16 protein-coding genes are annotated in these 19,375 nt (G+C 41.2%); 6 read left to right on the top strand and 10 right to left on the bottom strand.

Features of this window, described 5'->3' with window-relative positions; genetic code table 11:
• Nucleotides 1–3 precede the first annotated feature (3 nt).
• Both GNF10_RS00545 and GNF10_RS00540 read left to right on the top strand, forming a co-directional pair.
• A complete protein-coding gene (locus tag GNF10_RS00545; protein ID WP_185586087.1) occupies nt 4–969 on the top strand; it encodes a caspase family protein in 966 nt (321 codons plus the stop codon).
• A 102-nt stretch (nt 970–1,071) separates the two neighbouring features.
• Nucleotides 1,072–3,645, top strand: coding sequence for an AAA domain-containing protein (locus GNF10_RS00540; protein WP_185586086.1), 2,574 nt, complete (start codon nt 1,072–1,074; stop codon nt 3,643–3,645).
• 9 nt (nt 3,646–3,654) lie between these two features.
• Here the strand turns inward: GNF10_RS00540 and GNF10_RS00535 are convergent, their stop codons facing one another.
• From GNF10_RS00535 to GNF10_RS00515, 4 genes are all read right to left on the bottom strand, one after another.
• On the bottom strand, nt 3,655–4,614 hold the full coding sequence (locus tag GNF10_RS00535) for a formylglycine-generating enzyme family protein (protein WP_185586085.1): 960 nt from the start codon (nt 4,612–4,614) through the stop codon (nt 3,655–3,657).
• Nucleotides 4,568–4,870, bottom strand: coding sequence for a hypothetical protein (locus GNF10_RS00530; protein ID WP_185586084.1), 303 nt, complete (start codon nt 4,868–4,870; stop codon nt 4,568–4,570). Before GNF10_RS00530 ends, GNF10_RS00535 begins: the two co-directional genes overlap by 47 nt.
• 354 nt (nt 4,871–5,224) lie before the next feature.
• Entirely contained in the window at nt 5,225–5,797 is a 573-nt protein-coding gene (locus GNF10_RS00525) for a single-stranded DNA-binding protein (RefSeq protein ID WP_185586083.1), read from the bottom strand.
• Between the two features lie 272 nt (nt 5,798–6,069).
• Nucleotides 6,070–7,326 (bottom strand): FAD-dependent oxidoreductase, encoded by a 1,257-nt coding sequence (locus tag GNF10_RS00515; RefSeq protein ID WP_185586082.1) that lies wholly within the window; start codon nt 7,324–7,326, stop codon nt 6,070–6,072.
• A 167-nt stretch (nt 7,327–7,493) separates the two neighbouring features.
• Here GNF10_RS00515 and GNF10_RS00510 point away from each other — a divergent pair, with 167 nt between their 5' ends.
• Nucleotides 7,494–8,807, top strand: coding sequence for an ABC transporter ATP-binding protein (locus GNF10_RS00510; RefSeq protein ID WP_185586081.1), 1,314 nt, complete (start codon nt 7,494–7,496; stop codon nt 8,805–8,807).
• Nucleotides 8,808–8,826: 19 nt separating this feature from the next.
• Here the strand turns inward: GNF10_RS00510 and GNF10_RS00505 are convergent, their stop codons facing one another.
• The gene (locus GNF10_RS00505; RefSeq protein ID WP_185586093.1) at nt 8,827–9,444 is read right to left on the bottom strand and encodes an NUDIX hydrolase; all 618 of its coding nucleotides are present in this window, start codon (nt 9,442–9,444) and stop codon (nt 8,827–8,829) included.
• 126 nt (nt 9,445–9,570) lie between these two features.
• Nucleotides 9,571–10,773 (bottom strand): phosphoglycerate kinase, encoded by a 1,203-nt coding sequence (gene pgk, locus GNF10_RS00500; RefSeq protein ID WP_185586080.1) that lies wholly within the window; start codon nt 10,771–10,773, stop codon nt 9,571–9,573.
• Between the two features lie 89 nt (nt 10,774–10,862).
• Between pgk and GNF10_RS00495 the strand changes: the two genes are divergently transcribed.
• Nucleotides 10,863–11,279 carry a universal stress protein gene (locus GNF10_RS00495; RefSeq protein WP_041566493.1) on the top strand — a complete coding sequence of 139 codons (417 nt, stop codon included), beginning with the start codon at nt 10,863–10,865 and terminating at the stop codon, nt 11,277–11,279.
• A gap of 289 nt (nt 11,280–11,568) precedes the next feature.
• Here the strand turns inward: GNF10_RS00495 and GNF10_RS00490 are convergent, their stop codons facing one another.
• The 3 genes from GNF10_RS00490 to GNF10_RS00480 all read right to left on the bottom strand — a co-directional run bounded on the left by GNF10_RS00490 (nt 11,569) and on the right by GNF10_RS00480 (nt 15,714).
• The gene (locus tag GNF10_RS00490) at nt 11,569–12,918 is read right to left on the bottom strand and encodes a calcium-binding protein (protein ID WP_185586079.1); all 1,350 of its coding nucleotides are present in this window, start codon (nt 12,916–12,918) and stop codon (nt 11,569–11,571) included.
• 497 nt (nt 12,919–13,415) lie between these two features.
• Complete coding sequence (locus GNF10_RS00485) at nt 13,416–14,138, bottom strand: GDYXXLXY domain-containing protein (RefSeq protein WP_185586647.1); 723 nt, start codon at nt 14,136–14,138, stop codon at nt 13,416–13,418.
• Nucleotides 14,139–14,295: 157 nt separating this feature from the next.
• Nucleotides 14,296–15,714, bottom strand: coding sequence for a DUF2157 domain-containing protein (locus GNF10_RS00480; RefSeq protein WP_185586646.1), 1,419 nt, complete (start codon nt 15,712–15,714; stop codon nt 14,296–14,298).
• 228 nt (nt 15,715–15,942) lie between these two features.
• On the opposite strand from GNF10_RS00480, the gene GNF10_RS00475 reads away from it, so the two are divergent.
• The gene (locus tag GNF10_RS00475; RefSeq protein ID WP_185586645.1) at nt 15,943–16,908 is read left to right on the top strand and encodes an RsmB/NOP family class I SAM-dependent RNA methyltransferase; all 966 of its coding nucleotides are present in this window, start codon (nt 15,943–15,945) and stop codon (nt 16,906–16,908) included.
• Nucleotides 16,909–17,595: 687 nt separating this feature from the next.
• Complete coding sequence (locus GNF10_RS00470; protein ID WP_185586644.1) at nt 17,596–18,045, top strand: NUDIX hydrolase; 450 nt, start codon at nt 17,596–17,598, stop codon at nt 18,043–18,045.
• Between the two features lie 180 nt (nt 18,046–18,225).
• Here the strand turns inward: GNF10_RS00470 and pip are convergent, their stop codons facing one another.
• Nucleotides 18,226–19,164: a prolyl aminopeptidase gene (gene pip / locus GNF10_RS00465; RefSeq protein ID WP_185586643.1), complete on the bottom strand. Its 939-nt coding sequence runs from the start codon at nt 19,162–19,164 to the stop codon at nt 18,226–18,228.
• Between the last annotated feature and the right edge of the window lie 211 nt (nt 19,165–19,375).

Raw genomic sequence — 19,375 nt, 5'->3', positions numbered from 1 at the left:
GAAGTGAGCGATAAATTTACTCACGGTTATGCACTATTAATTGGTGTAGGAGAGTCTAAATATAGTAAGCTTTCGCTACCAGTAACAGTAAAAGATACTCAAGCAATTTATGCTGCTTTAATTGACCCGCAACTATGTGCTTATAACGATGATAAAAATCATATTCGGGTGCTTAATAATCAAGAAGCAAATAAAGCCGCTATTCTAGATGGATTAAATTGGTTAAAAGAGAAATCAGCCGCAGATACTAAGGCAACCATATTTGTTTATTATTCAGGACATGGCTGGATAGATAAAAATACACAAAATTATTATTTACTACAACATGATATTAAGCCAACTAAGCTTGCTAGTTCCGCACTTGCAGCCGAAACTTTCACAGATGCATTAAGGCAAATAAAAGCAGAACGTTTATTAGTTGTGATTGATAGCTGCCATGCAGCAGGAATGGCAACTTCTAAAGAGGCTGATTTAGAACTAGAAGAAGAATTTGAAGATTTTATTCGAGTTGCTCCATCTAAAGGTTTGATTGATGATTTGAAACAAGGCAAAGGTAGAGTAGTTTTTACTTCTTCTGAAGGTGAGCAACAATCTTGGATAAAAGATGAATCAAGCAGCATCTATACTTATCATTTTCTGGAAGCTTTGCATGGTGCTGGTAATCAGCCCGGTGATACAGAAGTTCGGGTTTCTAATTTAATGAATTATCTGGGTAAAACTGTGCCTGAGAGTGCGCGTCAGTTGTACAAAGCAGAACAAATTCCGCATTTTGATGTGGATGCAGGAGATTTTGTAATTGCCAAACTTCAGGGTGGTAAAGGTTTACCTGATAAGGGATGGGATGAAGTCAAGCCCCAAGCTACACAAAAGATTAATAAAATTGCCGAGACGATAAACCAGTATGGAAAGTTTATCACGAATATTAATAAAGCTAGCGATCTGCATATTGGTGATGTTTACAACAAATAACTGCTGCGTAAAGTATATATTTGCGTAATTTTAATTAGTATCTCAGTTAATTAGTAATAATACATAGGAAACTAAAATCAGTACCACAATCTGGAGGTAATTTTGAACGCAGCTAACAAGGTAGATGCAATTCTCAATGCGTGGTTTGATTACATTGCTTTGGATGATTATAGCAACGCTAGGATTGAAGCAGCTAATCAGGATACGGTAAAACAGCGTGGTGTCAAGCTAGCGAACGACCATGTATTGATTGAGTCAACCATTTTTTTAGAACTGCAACAAAAAGTTTCCAAAGTGCAACAAGGTCAACAGGAAACAGTGTGGGCATTGTCTTTTCCCCAATTTATTGATGTAGATAAAGGAAAATCTTATTTTTGTCCTCTATTTAGTTTGGATGTTACATCTATCTTCAAAGGAGAGTACCGACAAACAGGGTGGAGTCTTGACGAATTAAAACTGATGGAAGCAGGAGATAACTTAGCTACCTTCCTGGGATTAGATGATCAACAACGGGAGCAGTTGATTACACAAGATGGACTGCGACAATTTCTCGAAACCACATTTGGGCAAGAATTTCAAACTTATGAAGAGTGGATGCGAAATGTTCCCATACCTCGATCTCGCCACCAAATTCAACGACAGCCATACTTGTTTGCCTTTACAGGAGCAACATATTCTTGGAATCTCAAGCAAGACTTAAAAGAAATCAAGTCAGGCTCAAAAAAGTGGTTGAAACCAAAACATCCAGCTTATGAATATTTGTTCGGTGTACCTCAACTTCCACAACACGAAATTACTTACATGGGTGCTTTCCCAACCCATGCACCGACTAACTCCCAATCTACAGCGTTAAAACACGCCCAAACCGAACCGATGACTGCTGTCCAAGGGCCGCCAGGTTCTGGAAAAACTACCCTTATTCTTCACCTCATCGCTCAACAGGTAGTCCAACGGGTACTTGGCCTAATTGAAAGTAAGCGCGACATTAATAACTTAACTGTTATTAGTAGTACCAATAATTATGCTTCTTTTTACCAAAATTTTCATTACCAGCACAAAGAGCTATTTAAGTTGTCGCGGAAATTTATGACTCAGCAAGCACTCTGTAATAAAGAGCGCGTCAAAGGTTCTTTGGAACTATATTCAAATGTTCTTGCTGGAGGAAATTGGAAAGATAAAAAGAAGATGGCAGAAAATCTGAATGAGCATATTAAAAATGTGAGTTTATTTTTTCCCGTGATTACAAGTACATTGCTTTCCATCAAAAATATACTTCCTTGGGTTGAGGAATGTGTTGATCGCACAATTGTAGATGAAGCAGGAATGATTGACTTGCATAAGACTTTTCCGTTATTAGTGCGATCGCGTAAAGCTATTATTGTAGGCGATCCTCTACAAATAGAGCCTGTAATCACTCTCAGTAACCAAAGACGCGATGATTATCGCCAAACAGCGTTTATTGGCAGAGAATTAACTGAAATTGATTACCATCGTTACAGTCCAGAGGAAGAACATAGCGCTACTAGCTATCATCGCGCTGCTGGAGCAACTGGAGAAGACAATGATAAAGGTCAAGGAATTTGTTTGATTGAGCATTACCGTTGCCAACCTAGCATAATTGAATACTGCAATACCATTGCTCAATATGGATTAGAAGTAAAAACAGAACCAGTTACTTCTTTATTAAACTCACACTTAGTTGCTTACCATGTTGAGGGAAGTATTAGTCGTAATGTTAATGAAGAAGAAATTCTCGCTGTGAGTGATGTAATCCAGCACTTACAAAAGCAAGGTTATTCATTACAAGATATCGGTGTTATTTCGCCATTTAACGTTCATGCTATGGCTTTGAGAGAAAATCTAACTCAAAAATTCTCTGGGTTAGATAAAAAATCTGTTGGGACAATTCACACTTTCCAAGGTTCTGAGAAAAAAGTGATTATCTTATCTACAAAAGTATGTGGAACACAAGATAATATTAACTGGATTAACAAGCGCCCAAACCTACTTAACGTTGCCGTATCGAGAGCAAAAGAACTATTTATTTTAGTTGGGAACCTTTATAGATTAGAAAAAGGTAAGCTTACCCGTCAGCTCGTTGAACACATTCGGGAGTATGGAGATATTTTAGATTACAAATCTGAAGCTGAAATTCCAAAACCGCAGCCAGGAGGTATTGTAGTTTATGATTGTGACCATTTAAAAGTTTTTAGAGATGCTATTGAACAAGCTGAACAAGAGTTAGCAATTGTCACACCTTGGATTCGCGGTAATGAATCAAAACGGTTTGTAAATGATATTGTTTCAGCTTTAGAAAAAGGAGTTAAAGTTAGGCTTATTTATGGTAATAAAAGTAGTGAAGAGAACGATGGCAACGACCCGGAGCTTGAGAAGAAGTTGGAGGAATTATTTTCTCAGTACCCTGGTTCGCATTTAAGTTGCTTAGGTAAAAAAATATATATAGATAGTAGAGGAACAAATGAAAAAATATTGGTCTGCGATACTAAATTTGCTGTTGTTGGAAGTTGGAATTGGCTTTCTCATCCTTATAGAAAGCAGTGTAGTAGATCGTTGAATTCTAAAGTTCAAATCCGTCGAGAGACAAGCATACAAATTTCTGATTCATTATCTATTGAAGATATAAAAACAAGAATTATACAATTAATGACACCATAATTCACCCATTTATGTTGAAGAACAGACAACCCGAAAACCAAATTTAGGATCGGTAGCACTTGCCATTTCTGAAAACCGAGATGCAGAACGACACAAATGAGCAGGAGAATCCCAGGAACCTCCCCGCAAAATTCGATATTCGGAATTTCCCTTATTCACCCAAGAACTACCGTCTGATGGTGCGTCTTGATAGTCGTCGTGTTCATAATCTTCACACCACTCCCAAACTAATCCATGCATATCATATATTCCAAAGGCATTGGGTAGAAAATTGCCAACTTGTGTTGTCTTTTGGTGAAAAGTACTATTAATATTTTCACTTTGAGCAAAATATTTTGCTAATTTTGGCGTAATTGTTCTGCCAAAATGAAATGGAGTTGATGTTTGAGCGCGACAAGCGTATTCCCATTCAGCTTCGCTAGGTAAGCGGTATTTTCTTCCTGTTTCTCGTGAAATTCGCTCACAAAACTCTTGTGCATCATACCAAGAAACTCTTTCTACAGGTAAGTTATCTCCTTTAAAACAAGATGGTTCTAGTTCAAGAGAGCGTCTAATTTTTGGAAGCTTTGCAATAACTCTCCACTGTGCTTGGGTAATAGGATATTTCCCAATGTAAAAGGAATTTAGAGTTACTATGTGCTGGGGACGTTCATCTTCAACTGATTCAGATTCATCTTGAGGTGCGCCCATTTTAAATTTACCACCAGCAATAAAAACCATTTCCAATACAATAGTATCTGCTAAATTTTCTCTAAAATACTCAGCTTGTTTAAGACAACGCTTAATTTCTATTCCTTCAGTGTCTATAGTTATAACTTCAAACTCGAACTTTGTGATATTTGGTATTGTTGGAGGAGGAAGCAGTGGCGTTTGTGAATTAGTTAGAACTACAAACTTTTCATTTGTATCTGGAGGAGAAATATTAGATATAAGAGAAATCTGGGAATATTGCCTGTGAAGCTGTTTCAATGCTGATTTTCTGGACTATTTCTTGTATCTGTCGAAGAATTGCGATCGTTTCTTCATTAATACCTTCGTTGATGATGCGATCGCCAATATGAATATTGTTGCTATCAGAGGTATTAACTATATATTTAGCTGACTGCACACAATTCTGATTACTACTATTTTCTAGCCATTGTCGCAGTAGAGTAATATCCTGTTTATCTTTTTTACCATCTATGATGCGGTCAAGTATCGTGATTAACTCGTCAGGTGTAGTCATTCAATACCATCAAGTGTTGCAAACAAACATTTATTAAAAATAGTATAACTTTCTCTATCTCTAGTTCAGTTAAAAAGAATAGTAGGTTGAGTTTCGCTGCCGCTCAACCCAATCAAACCTTGATAATGTTGGGTTTCGTTCCTCAACCCAACCTACGCCAGTTTTAGTTTTTAGCCTTAACTGAACCGTATTGATCTCTAACTTACTCGATAGCTAAACTAAGCGATGTTTCACTACAAAATGTAAAGCGTCAACACAGACAAAAAAATAGCACATCCTCAAGGATGGCTATTTGTAGAAATTGTCTAATCGTAATATTAGTTAGCAAATTGAATACACACTCAACTACCAACTTTAGAACGGAATATCATCTGGATCTGGTTCTTCCGCTTTCACTGCTGGATAAGTGGTTCGCTCATAATTTGTAGATTGGGGTACGGGTTCGTAGCTTGTCGCTTGGGGAGCAACGCCAACAGAATTTGCAGCCGGAGTAGGCGCTGGACGTGGTGACTCGTAAGTGTTAACTTCTTTCTGGGGAGGACGAGATGCTGAAGATGCTTGTCGTGGAGCAGTTTCAGCGAATGATGGAGTTACGGTTGCTGAAGGCAATGGATCGGTATTAAAACTATTTCCAACAGGTTGAATTTGTTGTACTGTCAATTCAGCGCGTTTTTCTTTAAAACCTTCCATCGGAACAGTATTCATGCCTAAACGCCCTACCAAGATGACGCGATCGCCTTGGTGGTAGTTTTGCTGGATTTCTGTCGCTAAATTACCCCAGCCGACAACTTTCAGGGTGGCTGGCGGGTCTTCTGGTTTCAGGGAATTGGGAAACTGCACCAGCATTTCCGTAACTCCCAAATTATCGGCTGTATAGCGGAGTTGCGGCTCGTTAATAATTTCCGCCATCAAAACGCAGCTGTTCATTAAAATTACTCCTGACTGCAAAAAGTACTGATTGAAAAAGTTGGGGTTTTTCTATGTAGCGCCAATTAATATCTAGATATGTTTAATTGTTTGCATTTTTTAATAATGCCTGAGTTTTTAGTCCTTTCTAGCATAAAAGCCAAGCGAGCGCTTTGAACAGCATTAAGTATGCCGTCTGCCACTCTCGCTTGACTAAATTGAGCATTCAATTCTGCATTGAGTAGTATAATTGTACCACTATTTTCAGAAAGAGAAAAAATTCTTGGCAAAAATTAAGTCTTGACGTGAACTGGAAAAACACCCAAGGCAATCAATCTACCTGGAAGGTCGCGCAAGATGGGTAAGCGCAAAAACGCAGGTGGTACAAAGGTGTTCTTTGAGGTGAGAACTGGGACAAATACCCGCTTTTGGATAAAAGTTTGAAACGCCTGAATGATGCGTGTGGGCAACTCGCGTTGACGTTGTACTTTTGCTAGGTCGCTAAGTTGTACTTGTCGGTTTTTGAGCGGTTTGCTGAGTACATTCGCAGCGACGACAGCATCTTGAATTGCGTAGTTAATCCCAACTCCACCCACGGGGGACATGATATGAGCAGCATCACCAATGAGTAACAGTCCCGGATGATACCAGCGTTTCACGCGACTGGATTCGACTGAAAGAAAAGCTATTTGTGACCAGTCATGTAAATTTTGGATGCGTTGCTGGAATTCTGGCACTACTTCCACAACAGATTTTTTTAATTCCTCCAAACCCTCAGCCCGCAATTTTTGATAGCCTCCCTTGGTGATGATATAGGCAACTTGCCACTCATCACCACGGTCAAGCATGGCGATGATTTTACCTTTACCAAAGCGCCCCATTCCCCCTTCAGGGTCTTCTGGCTGACGGGGTAGGCGAAACCAAAGAATATCCATTGGCGGCGAGGTTTCGATGGACTCAAACTCACCTAGGTGGCGTAAACGTGAGTGACGACCGTCTGCACCCACCGTCAGTATTGCTCGGATTTCATGCCAACCACCGCCTCCCCGATAGCGGACACCTTGAATTACGCCATTTTCGGCAATTAATTCTTGCACATTCGCACCCATTACCAGATGGAAACTAGGATATTTTTGTGCTTCTTGGGTGATGAACTCCAGAAATTTCACCTGGGGAAGCATCGTAATGTAGGGGTAGCGGGTTTTTAGGTGACTAAAATCTGCCAAAGTGACAGTATCTTCAGGAGTTTTAAACCTAATTTGGCGCATTTTCGCATGGGGGAGTTCTAGCAAGCGATCGCTAAGTCCCAATTCTTCCATAATTTCCATCACCGATGGATGAATCGTATCGCCGCGAAAGTCGCGATCGAAGTCTTTGTGTGCTTCCAGCAGCATCACCGAAATGCCTTGACGCGCTAACAACAGCGCCAAAACTGCTCCGCCTGGGCCCCCACCCACAATGCAACAATCTGTGGTTTGTACGTCTACAATGTCATGGACAGGGTTAATATTTGGATCTGAGGAAAGATTTTGAGGTAGATCGGTAGTCATAACAACACCTCCTGACAGCCCTAAAATCTAGCGTAGTTTGCTTTTGATGGTGCAAACTATTTTGTTAACTTTTCGTATTTACAGAGAACGTGTATTATGGGCGCTAAACTGTCATTAGTCAGTCGTAATTATCCTCCAATTCCCAATTCCCAATCAAATAATTAGTTGTGTCCCAAGTTATTTTAGAAAACGTTTATAAAAGTTTTTCCTCACGTAAAGGCGAAGATGTTACCTCACAAAAGCAATCTTCCCCCACACTTGGGGAGAAAACTGATGCAGCGCAAGAACGTGCAGGAAGTGTCAACGTTTTGCGGCGGATTAACCTGACGATCGCAGATGGCGAGTTTATGGTGCTGGTAGGCCCTTCTGGTTGTGGGAAAAGTACCTTGCTGCGGTTAATCGCTGGGTTAGAAACGATGACTGGCGGTAATATCTGGGTAGGCGATCGCTTGATCAATGACCTACCGCCCAAGGAACGCGACATCGCAATGGTGTTTCAAAATTACGCCCTTTATCCGCACATGACGGTGTATGACAACATCGCTTTTGGATTACGGCGTAGGGGAAGCAGGGGAGCCGAGGAGCAGGGGAGCAAAGGAGAAAATACTCCCTATCTTCGGACATGGGCAGAAAATCTCTTCGTGGGGGCGACAAGAAAGTTACCTAAAGGACTGCGCTACATCTCTGACAAAGAACGGGCGGTGGATCAGCAGGTGCGTAGTGTTGCCCAACTGTTACAAATCGAAACATTGCTGAATCGCTTACCTAAACAGCTATCTGGGGGGCAAAGACAACGGGTTGCATTGGGAAGAGCGATCGCGCGTGACCCCCAAGTGTTTTTAATGGATGAGCCGCTTTCTAACTTAGATGCCAAACTGCGGGCAGAAACCCGCGCCCAAATAGTCAAATTGCAGCGTCAACTGGGGACAACGACAATTTACGTCACCCACGATCAAACAGAAGCGATGACAATGGGCGATCGCATTGCGATTATGTCTGAGGGTAAAATTCAGCAAGTTGCTTCTCCTTTAGAACTTTACAACCGCCCTGCCAATCTTTTTGTCGCAGAGTTCATTGGTTCACCACCGATGAATTTTATTCCTGTAGAATTTCATGCCCCTCTGTTGATTAATTGTTCCCAGTTTCGTTTTACTCTCCCAGAACTTTGGGGAAAAGCATTGCAAAAATATGATCGGAAAACTCTAATTTTAGGCATTCGCCCAGAACACTTGAACTTGAGTATGCCTGCTACCAAAAATCTACCAGTGCAAGTAGATTTGGTAGAGAATCTTGGCAACGATTCCTTTCTCGCTGTTAAGATTGCCGAACCGGGTTCTCAGCCTGCCACTACAGCCAATTCCCTGCAAGTGCGAATCCCACCAGATCGTCTTGTACAACCTGGTGAGCAACTATGGTTATCGCTAACTCCAGAGAAAATTCACTTTTTTGATCCGGAAACCCAGTTAGCAATATTTCCTTAAAAGTAACCGTGTCTAATTGTTAATCAAAATCTGTCGGTAAGTCTGGTTGGCGATAATGTTGAAAAAGCCGCGTAATTTGCGCTGGTGTCACCCGTCCCAGAGAAAGTTCTGGTAACGCATTTTCAGAGAAAAAACCTACATCTTCAGTTTCAATACTTGATGATGGAGAACCACCAATAAGTTCACATTTAAAAAACAGCTTATAGACATAAAAAGGCAATGGTGGATGTCCCTGTTTGTTTCTGTCATAAACTGCTAGTAATTTAATAGCGCGTGCTTGATATCCAGATTCTTCATATACTTCTTTCACAACTACTTCACTGGGCGACTCGCCAACATCAGCCCATCCACCAGGTAAACTCCAGCAACCGTCAGCTTTTTCTTTGACTAACAATATAGTATTTTCATGAAAAATCGCTGCCCGCACGTCAACTTTGGGAGTTGCATATCCGACTTCACGGCCAAATAAATCGAGGACATAGCTGTGTTCTACGTTCGAGTAAGTCGCCATAATTTCTGTAGCGATCGCTCGTAATTGTTTATAACGTTCAATATCAAAAGGCCCTTCAGAATAGGTTAGACCATTTTGAGCGATTGCTTGTAACTTTTGCGCCCATTCCAGCCATTTAGTTTCCATATTTAGGGATTGGGGATTGGGGATTGGGTACTGGGTACTGGGCATTGGGATTGGAAAATAGTATTTTTAATCTTATTTCCCATTCCCCCATTCCCCATTACCCATTCCCCATTCCCCATTCTTTACTTACGCATCATCTAAAGCTGCAATTCCAGGCAATACTTTGCCTTCAAGCAACTCCAAGCTAGCGCCGCCGCCAGTGGAAATATGGCTCATTTGGTCTGCTAAACCAACCTTTTCTACAGCCGCTACTGAGTCACCACCGCCAATGATGGTTGTTGTACCAGTTTTACCGATTTCGGCGAGAGTATGAGCGATCGCTTCCGTACCTGCCGCAAACTTATCAAACTCAAATACACCCATTGGCCCGTTCCAAATAACCGTTTTGGTATCTGCAAGGGCTTCTTGGAAAAATTTCACCGAGTCTGGCCCAATATCCAAACCCATCCAACCATCGGGGATATTCTCAATGCTAACGGTTTGAGAATTGGCATCGGGGGCAAAGTTATCTGCCAATACCACATCTGTAGGCAGCAATAAAGCAACGCCACGTTCCTTAGCCTTAGCTTCTAAAGACTTCGCTAGTTCTAGCTTGTCTTCTTCTACCAACGACTTACCAACATTCAAACCACGGGCTTTGTAGAAGGTGAAAATCATCCCACCGCCAATGATCAACTTGTCGCACTTCTCCAGCAAGGTTTCAATTACACCAATTTTGCTGGAAACTTTGGAACCGCCAATAATTGCCGCCAAAGGACGTTGGGGATTTTCAATAGCGTTTTGCAGATATTGCAATTCCTTCTCAACCAAATATCCAGCCACAGAAGGGCTGAGGAATTTAGTCACACCTTCAGTAGAAGCATGGGCACGGTGTGCAGTACCAAAAGCATCATTTACATAAAAATCAGCATTAGCTGCCAATTTTTTGGCAAATTCTGGGTCGTTTTTCTCTTCTTCTTTGTAAAAACGGACATTTTCTAGTAATAGCACTTGGCCATTTTGCAAAGCGGCAACTTTCGCTGCAACTTCATCGCCGATGGAGTCATCAGTTTTAATGACTTCTTGCCCTAGTAACTCAGAGAGACGCTTGGCAACGGGAGTTAGGCGTAATTTGTCATCCACACCCTTGGGACGGCCAAAATGACTTGCGAGAATGACTTTAGCACCCTTCTGCGTTAAATCTTGGATGGTTGGTAGAGCGGCACGAATGCGAGTATCGTCGGTAATCTTGCCTTGATCGTCCACAGGCACATTAAAGTCAACCCGCACTAATGCACGTTTCCCAGATATATCAGCTGAAGATAAACTTGCTAAACTTTTTTTGGACACACCAAACTCTCCTGATTGCCTTTTTGTTATTGTTTTGAAAGTAGAACCATCAAGATTTTACCGGAGTCAGGGGTACCCAAGTGACAGAGATATTTAAGACAGTACTATTTCCTATCGATCAAAGCCGGGAAACACGGGAAGCTGCTGATGTTGTTACCAACGTAGTCAAAAAGTACAGCAGTCGCTTGGTGCTGCTGTCTGTGGTAGAAGAACCACCTCCAGACGCTCCAGATGCGCCTAGTGCAGATCCGATGGTGTCACCAGAAGTAGTTGCAAAACTGCTAGAAAATGCCCAATCTTTATTTTCTGGGCAAGGAATTCAATCCGAAATTCTGGAAAGACAAGGTAAACCAGCTTTTACTATCTGCGATGTCGCTGATGAAATTGGGGCTGATTTAATTATTATGGGCTGCCGGGGGCTAGGCTTGACTGAAGAGGGAGCGGATGATAGTGTGACAACTCGCGTTATTAATCTTTCCCCTTGTCCAGTGCTGATTGTGCCTTAGTAGTGTATTTTGAAATACTAGTAAATTTGTGGCGCGATCGCTCATTAAAAAAGAGGACAAAGGGACGAATGTCACGAAGAAAAAGTGAAACCCTTGCTTCTTCTGGCTGTGGGGATGTAGAGGAAGTAGTTCATTTGTAAAAAATCCACCAAGTCCGAGGCAGTTCCAAATGAATTGGGAAGCCTACATCCTACCGTCAGGTCGATGTAAGTAGTTCACGCTTTTCTTAGTGCCATTCGTCTTATACCTGTTAAAGGTTTTTTGTTATAGATGACTCTCCCTGATACGATTAGGCACCCAAAATAGAGGAAGCGCCAGAAAAGACGATTTCCTCAATATTCAACACATTCAGAGTGAACTCATCACGTTGAATGGTGTAATTGTTAGAGCTGCCTAGAATAGTGTAATCACTTTTTAAATCAGACAGAATTAGCTTGTCCCATCCCCTGCCACCATCAATCGTGGCATTACCGTAACCAACATCAAATGTGTCGGCTCCACGTCCACCCTTAATCAAGACATCAGCGATCGCGCCCCCTTGGTTTGAAACGGGATTACCGCTATCATCAATTCGACGGGCTTTGAAGTAATCATTACCGTTCCCGCCATCAATTGTGCCACCTTTGATGCCAGTGTTAGCGCCATACCCAGTAAGGGTATCATTTCCTGCTCCTCCACAGATAATGCCATTAGTATTAAGAATACCTATACCTTTACTAATGCCAGTACCGATGATGCTATCGTTGCCATCGCCTAAACTAATCGTGCCACTGTTAACAATACCTATACCTATACTAGGTGCAATCGTGTCAAAAGGGTTATCGGACAGTCCTGCACCGCCTGTGCCTGTGCCAGAGAGGAAGTCGTTTCCCTTGCCTCCACTGATCGTGCTACCCTGACCGTTGGAGATGCCTGTACCCTTACCCGGATAGTAACTTCTGGACTGATCTGCTTCTGCAGGACTGCCGTTGCCGATACCAGTAATAAAATCGTTTCCGTCTCCTCCGTTAATGTCGCTGCCACCACTGTTGAAGATGCCTGTACCATCTTCTCCATTGAAAGCAATTCCACCATTTCCAGTTCCCTTGATAGAATCGTTCCCTTCTCCTCCATTAATATCGCTGCTCTCAGTGTTAGAGATTCCTATAGCAAACCCGCTAAATTTTCCAATTTCAGTTCCAAAGATAGAGTCATCTCCCTTTCCTCCATCAATACGGCTATCCTTAGTGTTTTGGATGCCTATACCACCGGATGCCAAACCGGAGATCAAATCTTTTCCATCTCCTCCATTGATATAGCCACGCTGAGTATTGGAGATACCTATACCAGCTACATAGGATCGATACGCGTAACCACCAGTGCCTGTGCCAAAGATCGTATCATCTCCCGTCCCTGCATTGATGATGCCACTGTTAGCAATGCCTGTGCCTGTGCTTGCAATGTCATAGCCGTTGCCGCCACCAGTGCCAGTACCCTTGATAGTGTCCTTGCCTGCTTGAGTATCAATGACTCCATTTTTTAGAACCTCAATTCCAATTGCTGGAATTTTTGGCAATAATGTATTATCCTCTTCTCCCACCACTAGATCGGAACCAGAGGTGCCTATGAGCGAGGAAGAAGAAACAATTAGTCTCGGCATAATATTAACTTTCCTCAATTGAGTGTGATAGAGGTTTAACCCCTAAATGTTTTACTCTCTCAATAAAAACTTTTAAATCAGAATTCACAGAGAACTCTAAAATCAGGTATTTTTCGATCAGAAGTTCACGGAGCCAGAACTAGAAAGTTTCAGACTTGACAAGTATTGATTAATGAATTCTTTGTCGCGATCGCAACGACCTGTAAGGTGTTAATGACAAAAAATAATCTGTGATTTAATACTTGAAAATAGAAACCAGATGATAGCCTGATAGTACTTACATAGCGAAAATTTACTGAGATTTCTATAATTCAATAAGAATCTTTGTATAATCTTCATATTTTTTGTGAAAAAATGTATATAAAAGTACTGTACTTTATGTGTTTTTTATATTTTGATCTCATTTATTTACAAATGACAAACAGAAAATTCTGAGCGTCGGCAGTCGGCGCTCAGAACTTTGGAGACAAATCTTGCATGTTTACAGGCCTAACAGCTTAAAAGCGATAGTTGCGATCGCGCACCCACATACTAACTGGAACTGCCTTACCCTGTGGATCTACTTTCGCCTTCACCACAATGGGGGGTACTTGTCCTCTGCGGGCGCGTTGGGTTCGCAAATCGTTGGTAATCTGCTGGCGTTGGTTCTCTGGGATGTAATAGGTTTCCAAGCCGTAGTTAACGGAACCATCCTGATAAACACCTTTTAAGGCCACCTGATTGGCTCTAAGAGTTGTGGGGCGATCGCTACTGACTCGTAACGGTCTCCAAGCTCTAGGAACACCGCGACCAGTGGATAGTTGCTCTTGCAAAGTTACGTAAATATTGGTTCCTTCAGGCAATCTTCTGCCGCTTCCCCGACCTTTGCTGACTAATGTTTGCCAACCAGGTAATCTACTCAAATTTGCGGTACGGGATATGTTGTAATCTAGCGCTAAGGTATTACCGTCTAGTACATTATTCGGGTTTACAGGTACGGTTTGCAAAATCACCGTCTTACCTGTCACATCTGTGTAAACGGCTTGGGCTGGTACTGCCATAATTAACCCTGTTTGCAGCGCCAGGGGAGCTAGTAACCGCCAAAAAGGTAAGGGCTTATTCGATTTTTGTTCAGTAGCAATCAAGTAATCCCGAAAAGTCACCTTACTGGAAAACTCGGCTTCGGGAGACAAGGTTTTATTTTTAGATTCAGATTTAGATTCAGAAGAACTATTAGTCATGAGCGTAGTCCTAAAAAGCAGAAGAATTGAGGAGGTCAAAAGTAACGAGATTAGGACTAACGCAGAGAAACTTTAAAAATTTTGACGCACAGAGATTTAGATGATGGGCAGAATTTTGTTAGCGGATAGCGAAGGTTTAGCCCATTCTGAATTTACACTACTTTTTACTTGCAGAGCTACCACCAGGTAAACGCCGTTCAAACCAGAGTCCAGCGCTAATTAAAGCGGAACCGCACAAGATAAAGACTAGAGACTTGAAAAGTAAGTCGGTGTCGTACTCTTGCACGCGACTGATAATTTGCAGTGTCACTAACAGCATACCGCCCCAAAAGGAACTTCTGTTGCTTAATTTCAATCCTTCTTGAATTAGTCCCCATGCTAATGTTGCTAGAAGTACATTGAAAATAAAAACACCAAGTTCATCAATCCGACTGATAGTTTGATGCCAAAAAGGTACTATGGCAATAAAGGCGAGAAAAGTACCAATAACAGCAGTTGTGAAAATAACTTCGCGGCGCGGAGGATTATTTCTTTGACGCAGTAGAAATAACCATTGCAATACCGCCAAGCCACTGAGAATTCCCAAATCGATGATCGGCAGAGACTGGAACAAGTTTGTCAAGTTCGTTGGCTGATTATAACCATAATTTGGAGATTCCCAAACCCAACGAAAAGACAGAACATAAAACACACCACCAAAGCTAACCAACGCCAAATTACGGGCCAGAGATTGAAACAATCTGTAATTTATGGTTGGAAACAGCAGATCATCATAACTCCAGAATAATGCAGGTGGGAGTGCAAAAGCAAAAGATGCCACCCAAGGCGCTATATCAGCATAATTCAGCAGTGGCAGAGGATTAAGGTTAGCTTGTAATGAACTGGCGAAAACAAAGGCTGCTAGACCAAAAATCCAGCGCGATCGGCAGAAGTAGGCTAAGGGGACAAATACCAGCCATGCCAACAAAGGCAAATGCTGCACCACTAACCGCGACCAAGTTAACTCACCTGAAGCGTACCATAAGTCTTCTAATCCCGTCCAATACCCTATTTCCACGAGGACAATTGACAGAATTCCTAAAGAATTTATGGACAAGCTGAAGGCCATCACCACAACACCCAACCCCCAGGCGAGAAAAAGTTGGGAAGTTGAACCGGCGATATTGAACATCTGGGCCATCAGCAGTATATTTGCGCCGAAAATGAAGGCGCTTAAAATGAGCAACCCTTCTCCCAGTAAGCGTTTACTTTTTTGCGGCTTCTTTCCTTCAGGTGTTATCCAATTGTAAAAACCGGTAATAGCGATCGCAAAAAACAAACTCATCATGAGAATAAATTTGACTTCCCGCGAACCTCCCTGCCAATTTCCTGATACAAAGGTAATTATGCCCAAGCATAAAAGGATGCTGCCTACAGCGATCGCGATCGCTTTATTGCGATCGCGTACAGCAGCTTCCAGGTTTTTAAATTGATAACGTTCTGCTATTTGCTCATACAGCGAAGAACTAATTAATCCTTCATCCCTCCATAGTTGTGCTTCTTTGCGTAACTTTTGCGGAAAACTATCTAAGAACATGACCTTCTCCGGTGCAGTGGGGTAGCTTGGCCATTGCGTTCCCAATGGCGGTCATTATATTTTGAGTATGAAGCCAAAAGGCTTGATTACATTGTTCTTGTGTAACAGTTTGATTTGGATTTTGATACAACGTAATTCGTAATTAAGAAGCGTCATCTTTCATATTGATTTCCACACAATTGCATCTCTACTCTGATTTGTGAAAAATTTTATTATTTATATATCCAGATGGAAAAACCTTCTAATTTATTACTTAAAGTCTCACGGCGTTTGTTCACTAATCTAGATGAACAAGAAAAATTTATTGAGGCTTTAATGAATCCTCAGCCTTTTTCACCCAGTATTCTTTGGTGTAAAGAAAAGCCAGATATTTCACCTTTAGCAGTGGAAACACCAACCTATTGGCAACCACAATTTACTGACCGTTTATGCTTGGGAGAAAAACCCGGTCAGCATCCCTTACATCAACAAGGGTATTTCTATTGTTTAGATTTCTCTTCAATATTTGCAGCTACTACTTTGTTAGCAATTCCTCAGCCAGTGCATTTAGTTTTTGATATGTGTGCTGCACCAGGAGGTAAAAGTATCTTTGCTTGGAAAGCTTTGCAACCTGAATTACTCATCAGTAATGAAGTAATTGGTAAACGTCTAGGGATGCTAATTTCTAATTTGAAACGTTGCCAGATTAGCCCTAGTGCAATAGTTAATAGAGATTCGAGCATATTTGCCGAGATATTTTCCTACTCTAGCAACTTAGTAATAGTAGATGCTCCTTGTACTGGGCAATCTTTACTGGCTAAAGGTGAAAAAGCACCCGGATGTTTTCACCCAACTGCTATTAACAAGAGTGCAAATCGGCAAAAGCGAATTATAGCTAACTCTGCTAAACTTGTTTCAACACAAGGTTATTTAGCTTATATGACTTGCACATATTCACCCGAAGAAAATGAGCAAGTTTGCGAATGGTTTTTGGAACGCTTTCCCCAGTTTCAGGCGATGGAAATTAGTAATTTAACTAAATATCAGTCACATTTAACTACAATACCTTGTTATCGGATGTTTCCTCAAGATAGGTTAGGTGCTGGTGCATTTACAGTTCTATTTAAAAATACTAATGAAAATGAAGATGAGCATAAGGAAGTAGATTTAAATGCAATATCTTCGCTCTATATCTACCAAAATCTGAAAAAGTAAAGTTAATTACATTGGTGGTATAGGACTCATATTTGATTTCTGAAAAAATTTAGTACAACTTAAAGAGCCTTCTTGACTGTTGCCTATTGCCTCCTACACAAATAAGTTTATAAATCAAATCAGATTGCTATATATCTTCTGGCATTAAACCAGAAGATGTGATGTTTATAAGAGGGCTGCATTTGTCAATCAGCCATCGGGAGTACACTTTTTACGTGAGTTGACTTTATATTAAGACCATTGATATTGCAATTCTTATATAGATGCAAAACGTGGTGTGTACAAAACATTTTTCATCTAGCTCAACTTCAACCCAACCCTTTAAAAACTTCATAATCTCCTTCCCAGTTCTAACTGCGAATGCAACTAGAAGGCTCCGCCTCTGGTCTAAGCGGCAGAGTTAAATAAGTGGGCATGAATAATTAAAGGTTTGTAGTCAGGGCTAGAGCTGCTTACTACGAGCCAATTTAATTGATTTTATATTCCTTAACATAGTTGGATGTATTCTTGCCCACAAACAAGATGACGAGATTAATAAAAAACTTTCAATAATTAACTCTTATGGATAATAAAATTTTTTTAACCTCATCCTAACCTAAATTTAACCAAAACTTATCCGGTATCAGCGTTAGACTTTTTGAAATAACCATTATACAAAAAAGCTAAACCGTACAGGATGCAAATTACATGAGTAGAAAAGTTAGCAAAGTGTTTAAACAGTCTGGGGTGATTCCTTATAGAGTGAACAATGGCAAAGTTGAAATCTTGCTAATCACAACCCGTAACTTTCAACACTGGGTGATTCCAAAAGGAGATATTCCTAATGGTATGAGTCCGCCCGCTTCAGCAGCCAAAGAAGCTTGGGAAGAAGCAGGGGTAATTGGGCAGGTAGACACCAATGAACTGGGCACTTACAAGTACCGCAAAGGAGGAAAAAGTTATCGTGTCAAGATGTATTTGTTACCAGTTGAAATGCTGAGTGAAGATTATCCAGAAGCAAGTAAAAGAAAACGGCAGTGGGTAGAAGTGACTACAGCTATCAGGTGGGTTAAGTTTAGTTCGCTCAAAAGAATTCTTAAAGGTTTTTTCCAGGTTAAATCTCACTTTTGTGCATTTCAAGACACTAGTAATATATAAAATACTTACTAAATAAGTATAATTAAATACGTCAAAAAAAGCCTAGTTCGTAGTCAGCAATTCATCGTTAATAGCAAGCTTTACTAGGACTAAAGTCCTTACTACAAACTTTAATTTATTTATGCCTAGCTACCTTTATTGGCAAACTTCCCCGTTCCACAAGCTCAGTATTCAACCGAATTAAATATTATCTGTTGCTTCAATCAAAGCACTACAAATTCCTGGTTCACTCATCGAATGCCCAGCATCAGGAACCACTATAAATTCTGCTTCTGACCAAGCTCGATGTAATTCCCAAGCTGATATCATTGGACAGACTACATCATAGCGTCCCTGAACAATTACAGCCGGAATATGGCGGATACGGTCTACATTTAAGAGTAATTGATCTTCTGTTTCAAGAAAGCCCTTATTCATAAAGTAATGGCATTCAATACGTGCGAAAGCTGAAGCAAATTCGCTCTCGCCAAACTTTTGCATGAGTTCTGGGTCTAAAAAAAGTCTACTTGTACTAGCTTCCCAAATTGACCAAGCACGCGCCGCTGCTAATTGAATTTCTAAATCGGGACTAGTCAAGCGTTTGTAATATGCTGCGATCATATCATCACGTTCTGCGATCGCAATTGGTTCGACATAAGCTTCCCAAGCATCAGGAAAAATATAGCTAGCACCCTCTTGGTAAAACCATCGCAACTCTTTTTGCCTCAGCATGAAAATACCACGGAGAATTAATGCCGTGCAGCGAGAAGGATGGGTTTGGCTGTAGGCTAATGATAAAGTACTACCCCAGCTACCACCGAAAACCGCCCACTTTTCTATACCTAAATGTTGGCGTAGTTTTTCGATATCACTGACTAAATCCCAAGTGGTATTTTCTCGTAATTCAGCATGGGGCGTACTTTGACCACAACCACGCTGGTCAAACATCACTATCCGCCATTTTTCTGGGTGGAAATATTGCCGATAAAAAGGTGGACATCCACCACCAGGCCCACCATGCAGTAAAACGATGGGTTGACCTTGGGGGTTTCCTGACTCTTCAAAATGAATGGTATGTAAGCCGGAAACCTGTAAACTACCTTCTCGGTAAGGCTCGATCGCTGGGTAAAGTTCTCGCATTTTAGAAATTTTATCAGTAATGTTGTCATAAACCGCAGAGTTACAGAGAAGCCAGTGCGCCCTTGCGGTTCTCCGACTTGTACCCCTACGGGGTAGCAACTGGCGCAGCGCTGAGAAAAATTAAGATATTTTACGAGTCACCTTGAAAGGGCTACTCCTAAAAATATCTTGATTTGCTCAGGAGCTTTGATTATTCCCAATCCAAAATCCA

The organism is Nostoc sp. UCD121 (assembly GCF_014222285.1).
In the GTDB taxonomy this organism is placed as follows: Bacteria; Cyanobacteriota; Cyanobacteriia; order Cyanobacteriales; family Nostocaceae; genus Nostoc.
The sequence above is the reverse complement of the archived record's forward strand: the minus strand, read 5'-3'. Positions and strand labels throughout refer to the sequence as shown.

Excerpts from the sequence above, each read along its gene's own strand:
- GNF10_RS00490 (WP_185586079.1), bottom strand. The coding sequence starts at position 12,918 with ATGCCGAGACTAATTGTTTCTTCTTCCTCGCTCATAGGCACCTCTGGT.
- GNF10_RS00530 (WP_185586084.1), bottom strand. The coding sequence starts at position 4,870 with ATGACTACACCTGACGAGTTAATCACGATACTTGACCGCATCATAGAT.
- GNF10_RS00485 (WP_185586647.1), bottom strand. The coding sequence starts at position 14,138 with ATGACTAATAGTTCTTCTGAATCTAAATCTGAATCTAAAAATAAAACC.
- GNF10_RS00470 (WP_185586644.1), top strand. The coding sequence starts at position 17,596 with ATGAGTAGAAAAGTTAGCAAAGTGTTTAAACAGTCTGGGGTGATTCCT.
- pip (WP_185586643.1), bottom strand. The coding sequence starts at position 19,164 with ATGCGAGAACTTTACCCAGCGATCGAGCCTTACCGAGAAGGTAGTTTA.
- GNF10_RS00475 (WP_185586645.1), top strand. The coding sequence starts at position 15,943 with ATGGAAAAACCTTCTAATTTATTACTTAAAGTCTCACGGCGTTTGTTC.
- GNF10_RS00515 (WP_185586082.1), bottom strand. The coding sequence starts at position 7,326 with ATGACTACCGATCTACCTCAAAATCTTTCCTCAGATCCAAATATTAAC.
- GNF10_RS00525 (WP_185586083.1), bottom strand. The coding sequence starts at position 5,797 with ATGAACAGCTGCGTTTTGATGGCGGAAATTATTAACGAGCCGCAACTC.
- GNF10_RS00505 (WP_185586093.1), bottom strand. The coding sequence starts at position 9,444 with ATGGAAACTAAATGGCTGGAATGGGCGCAAAAGTTACAAGCAATCGCT.
- GNF10_RS00480 (WP_185586646.1), bottom strand. The coding sequence starts at position 15,714 with ATGTTCTTAGATAGTTTTCCGCAAAAGTTACGCAAAGAAGCACAACTA.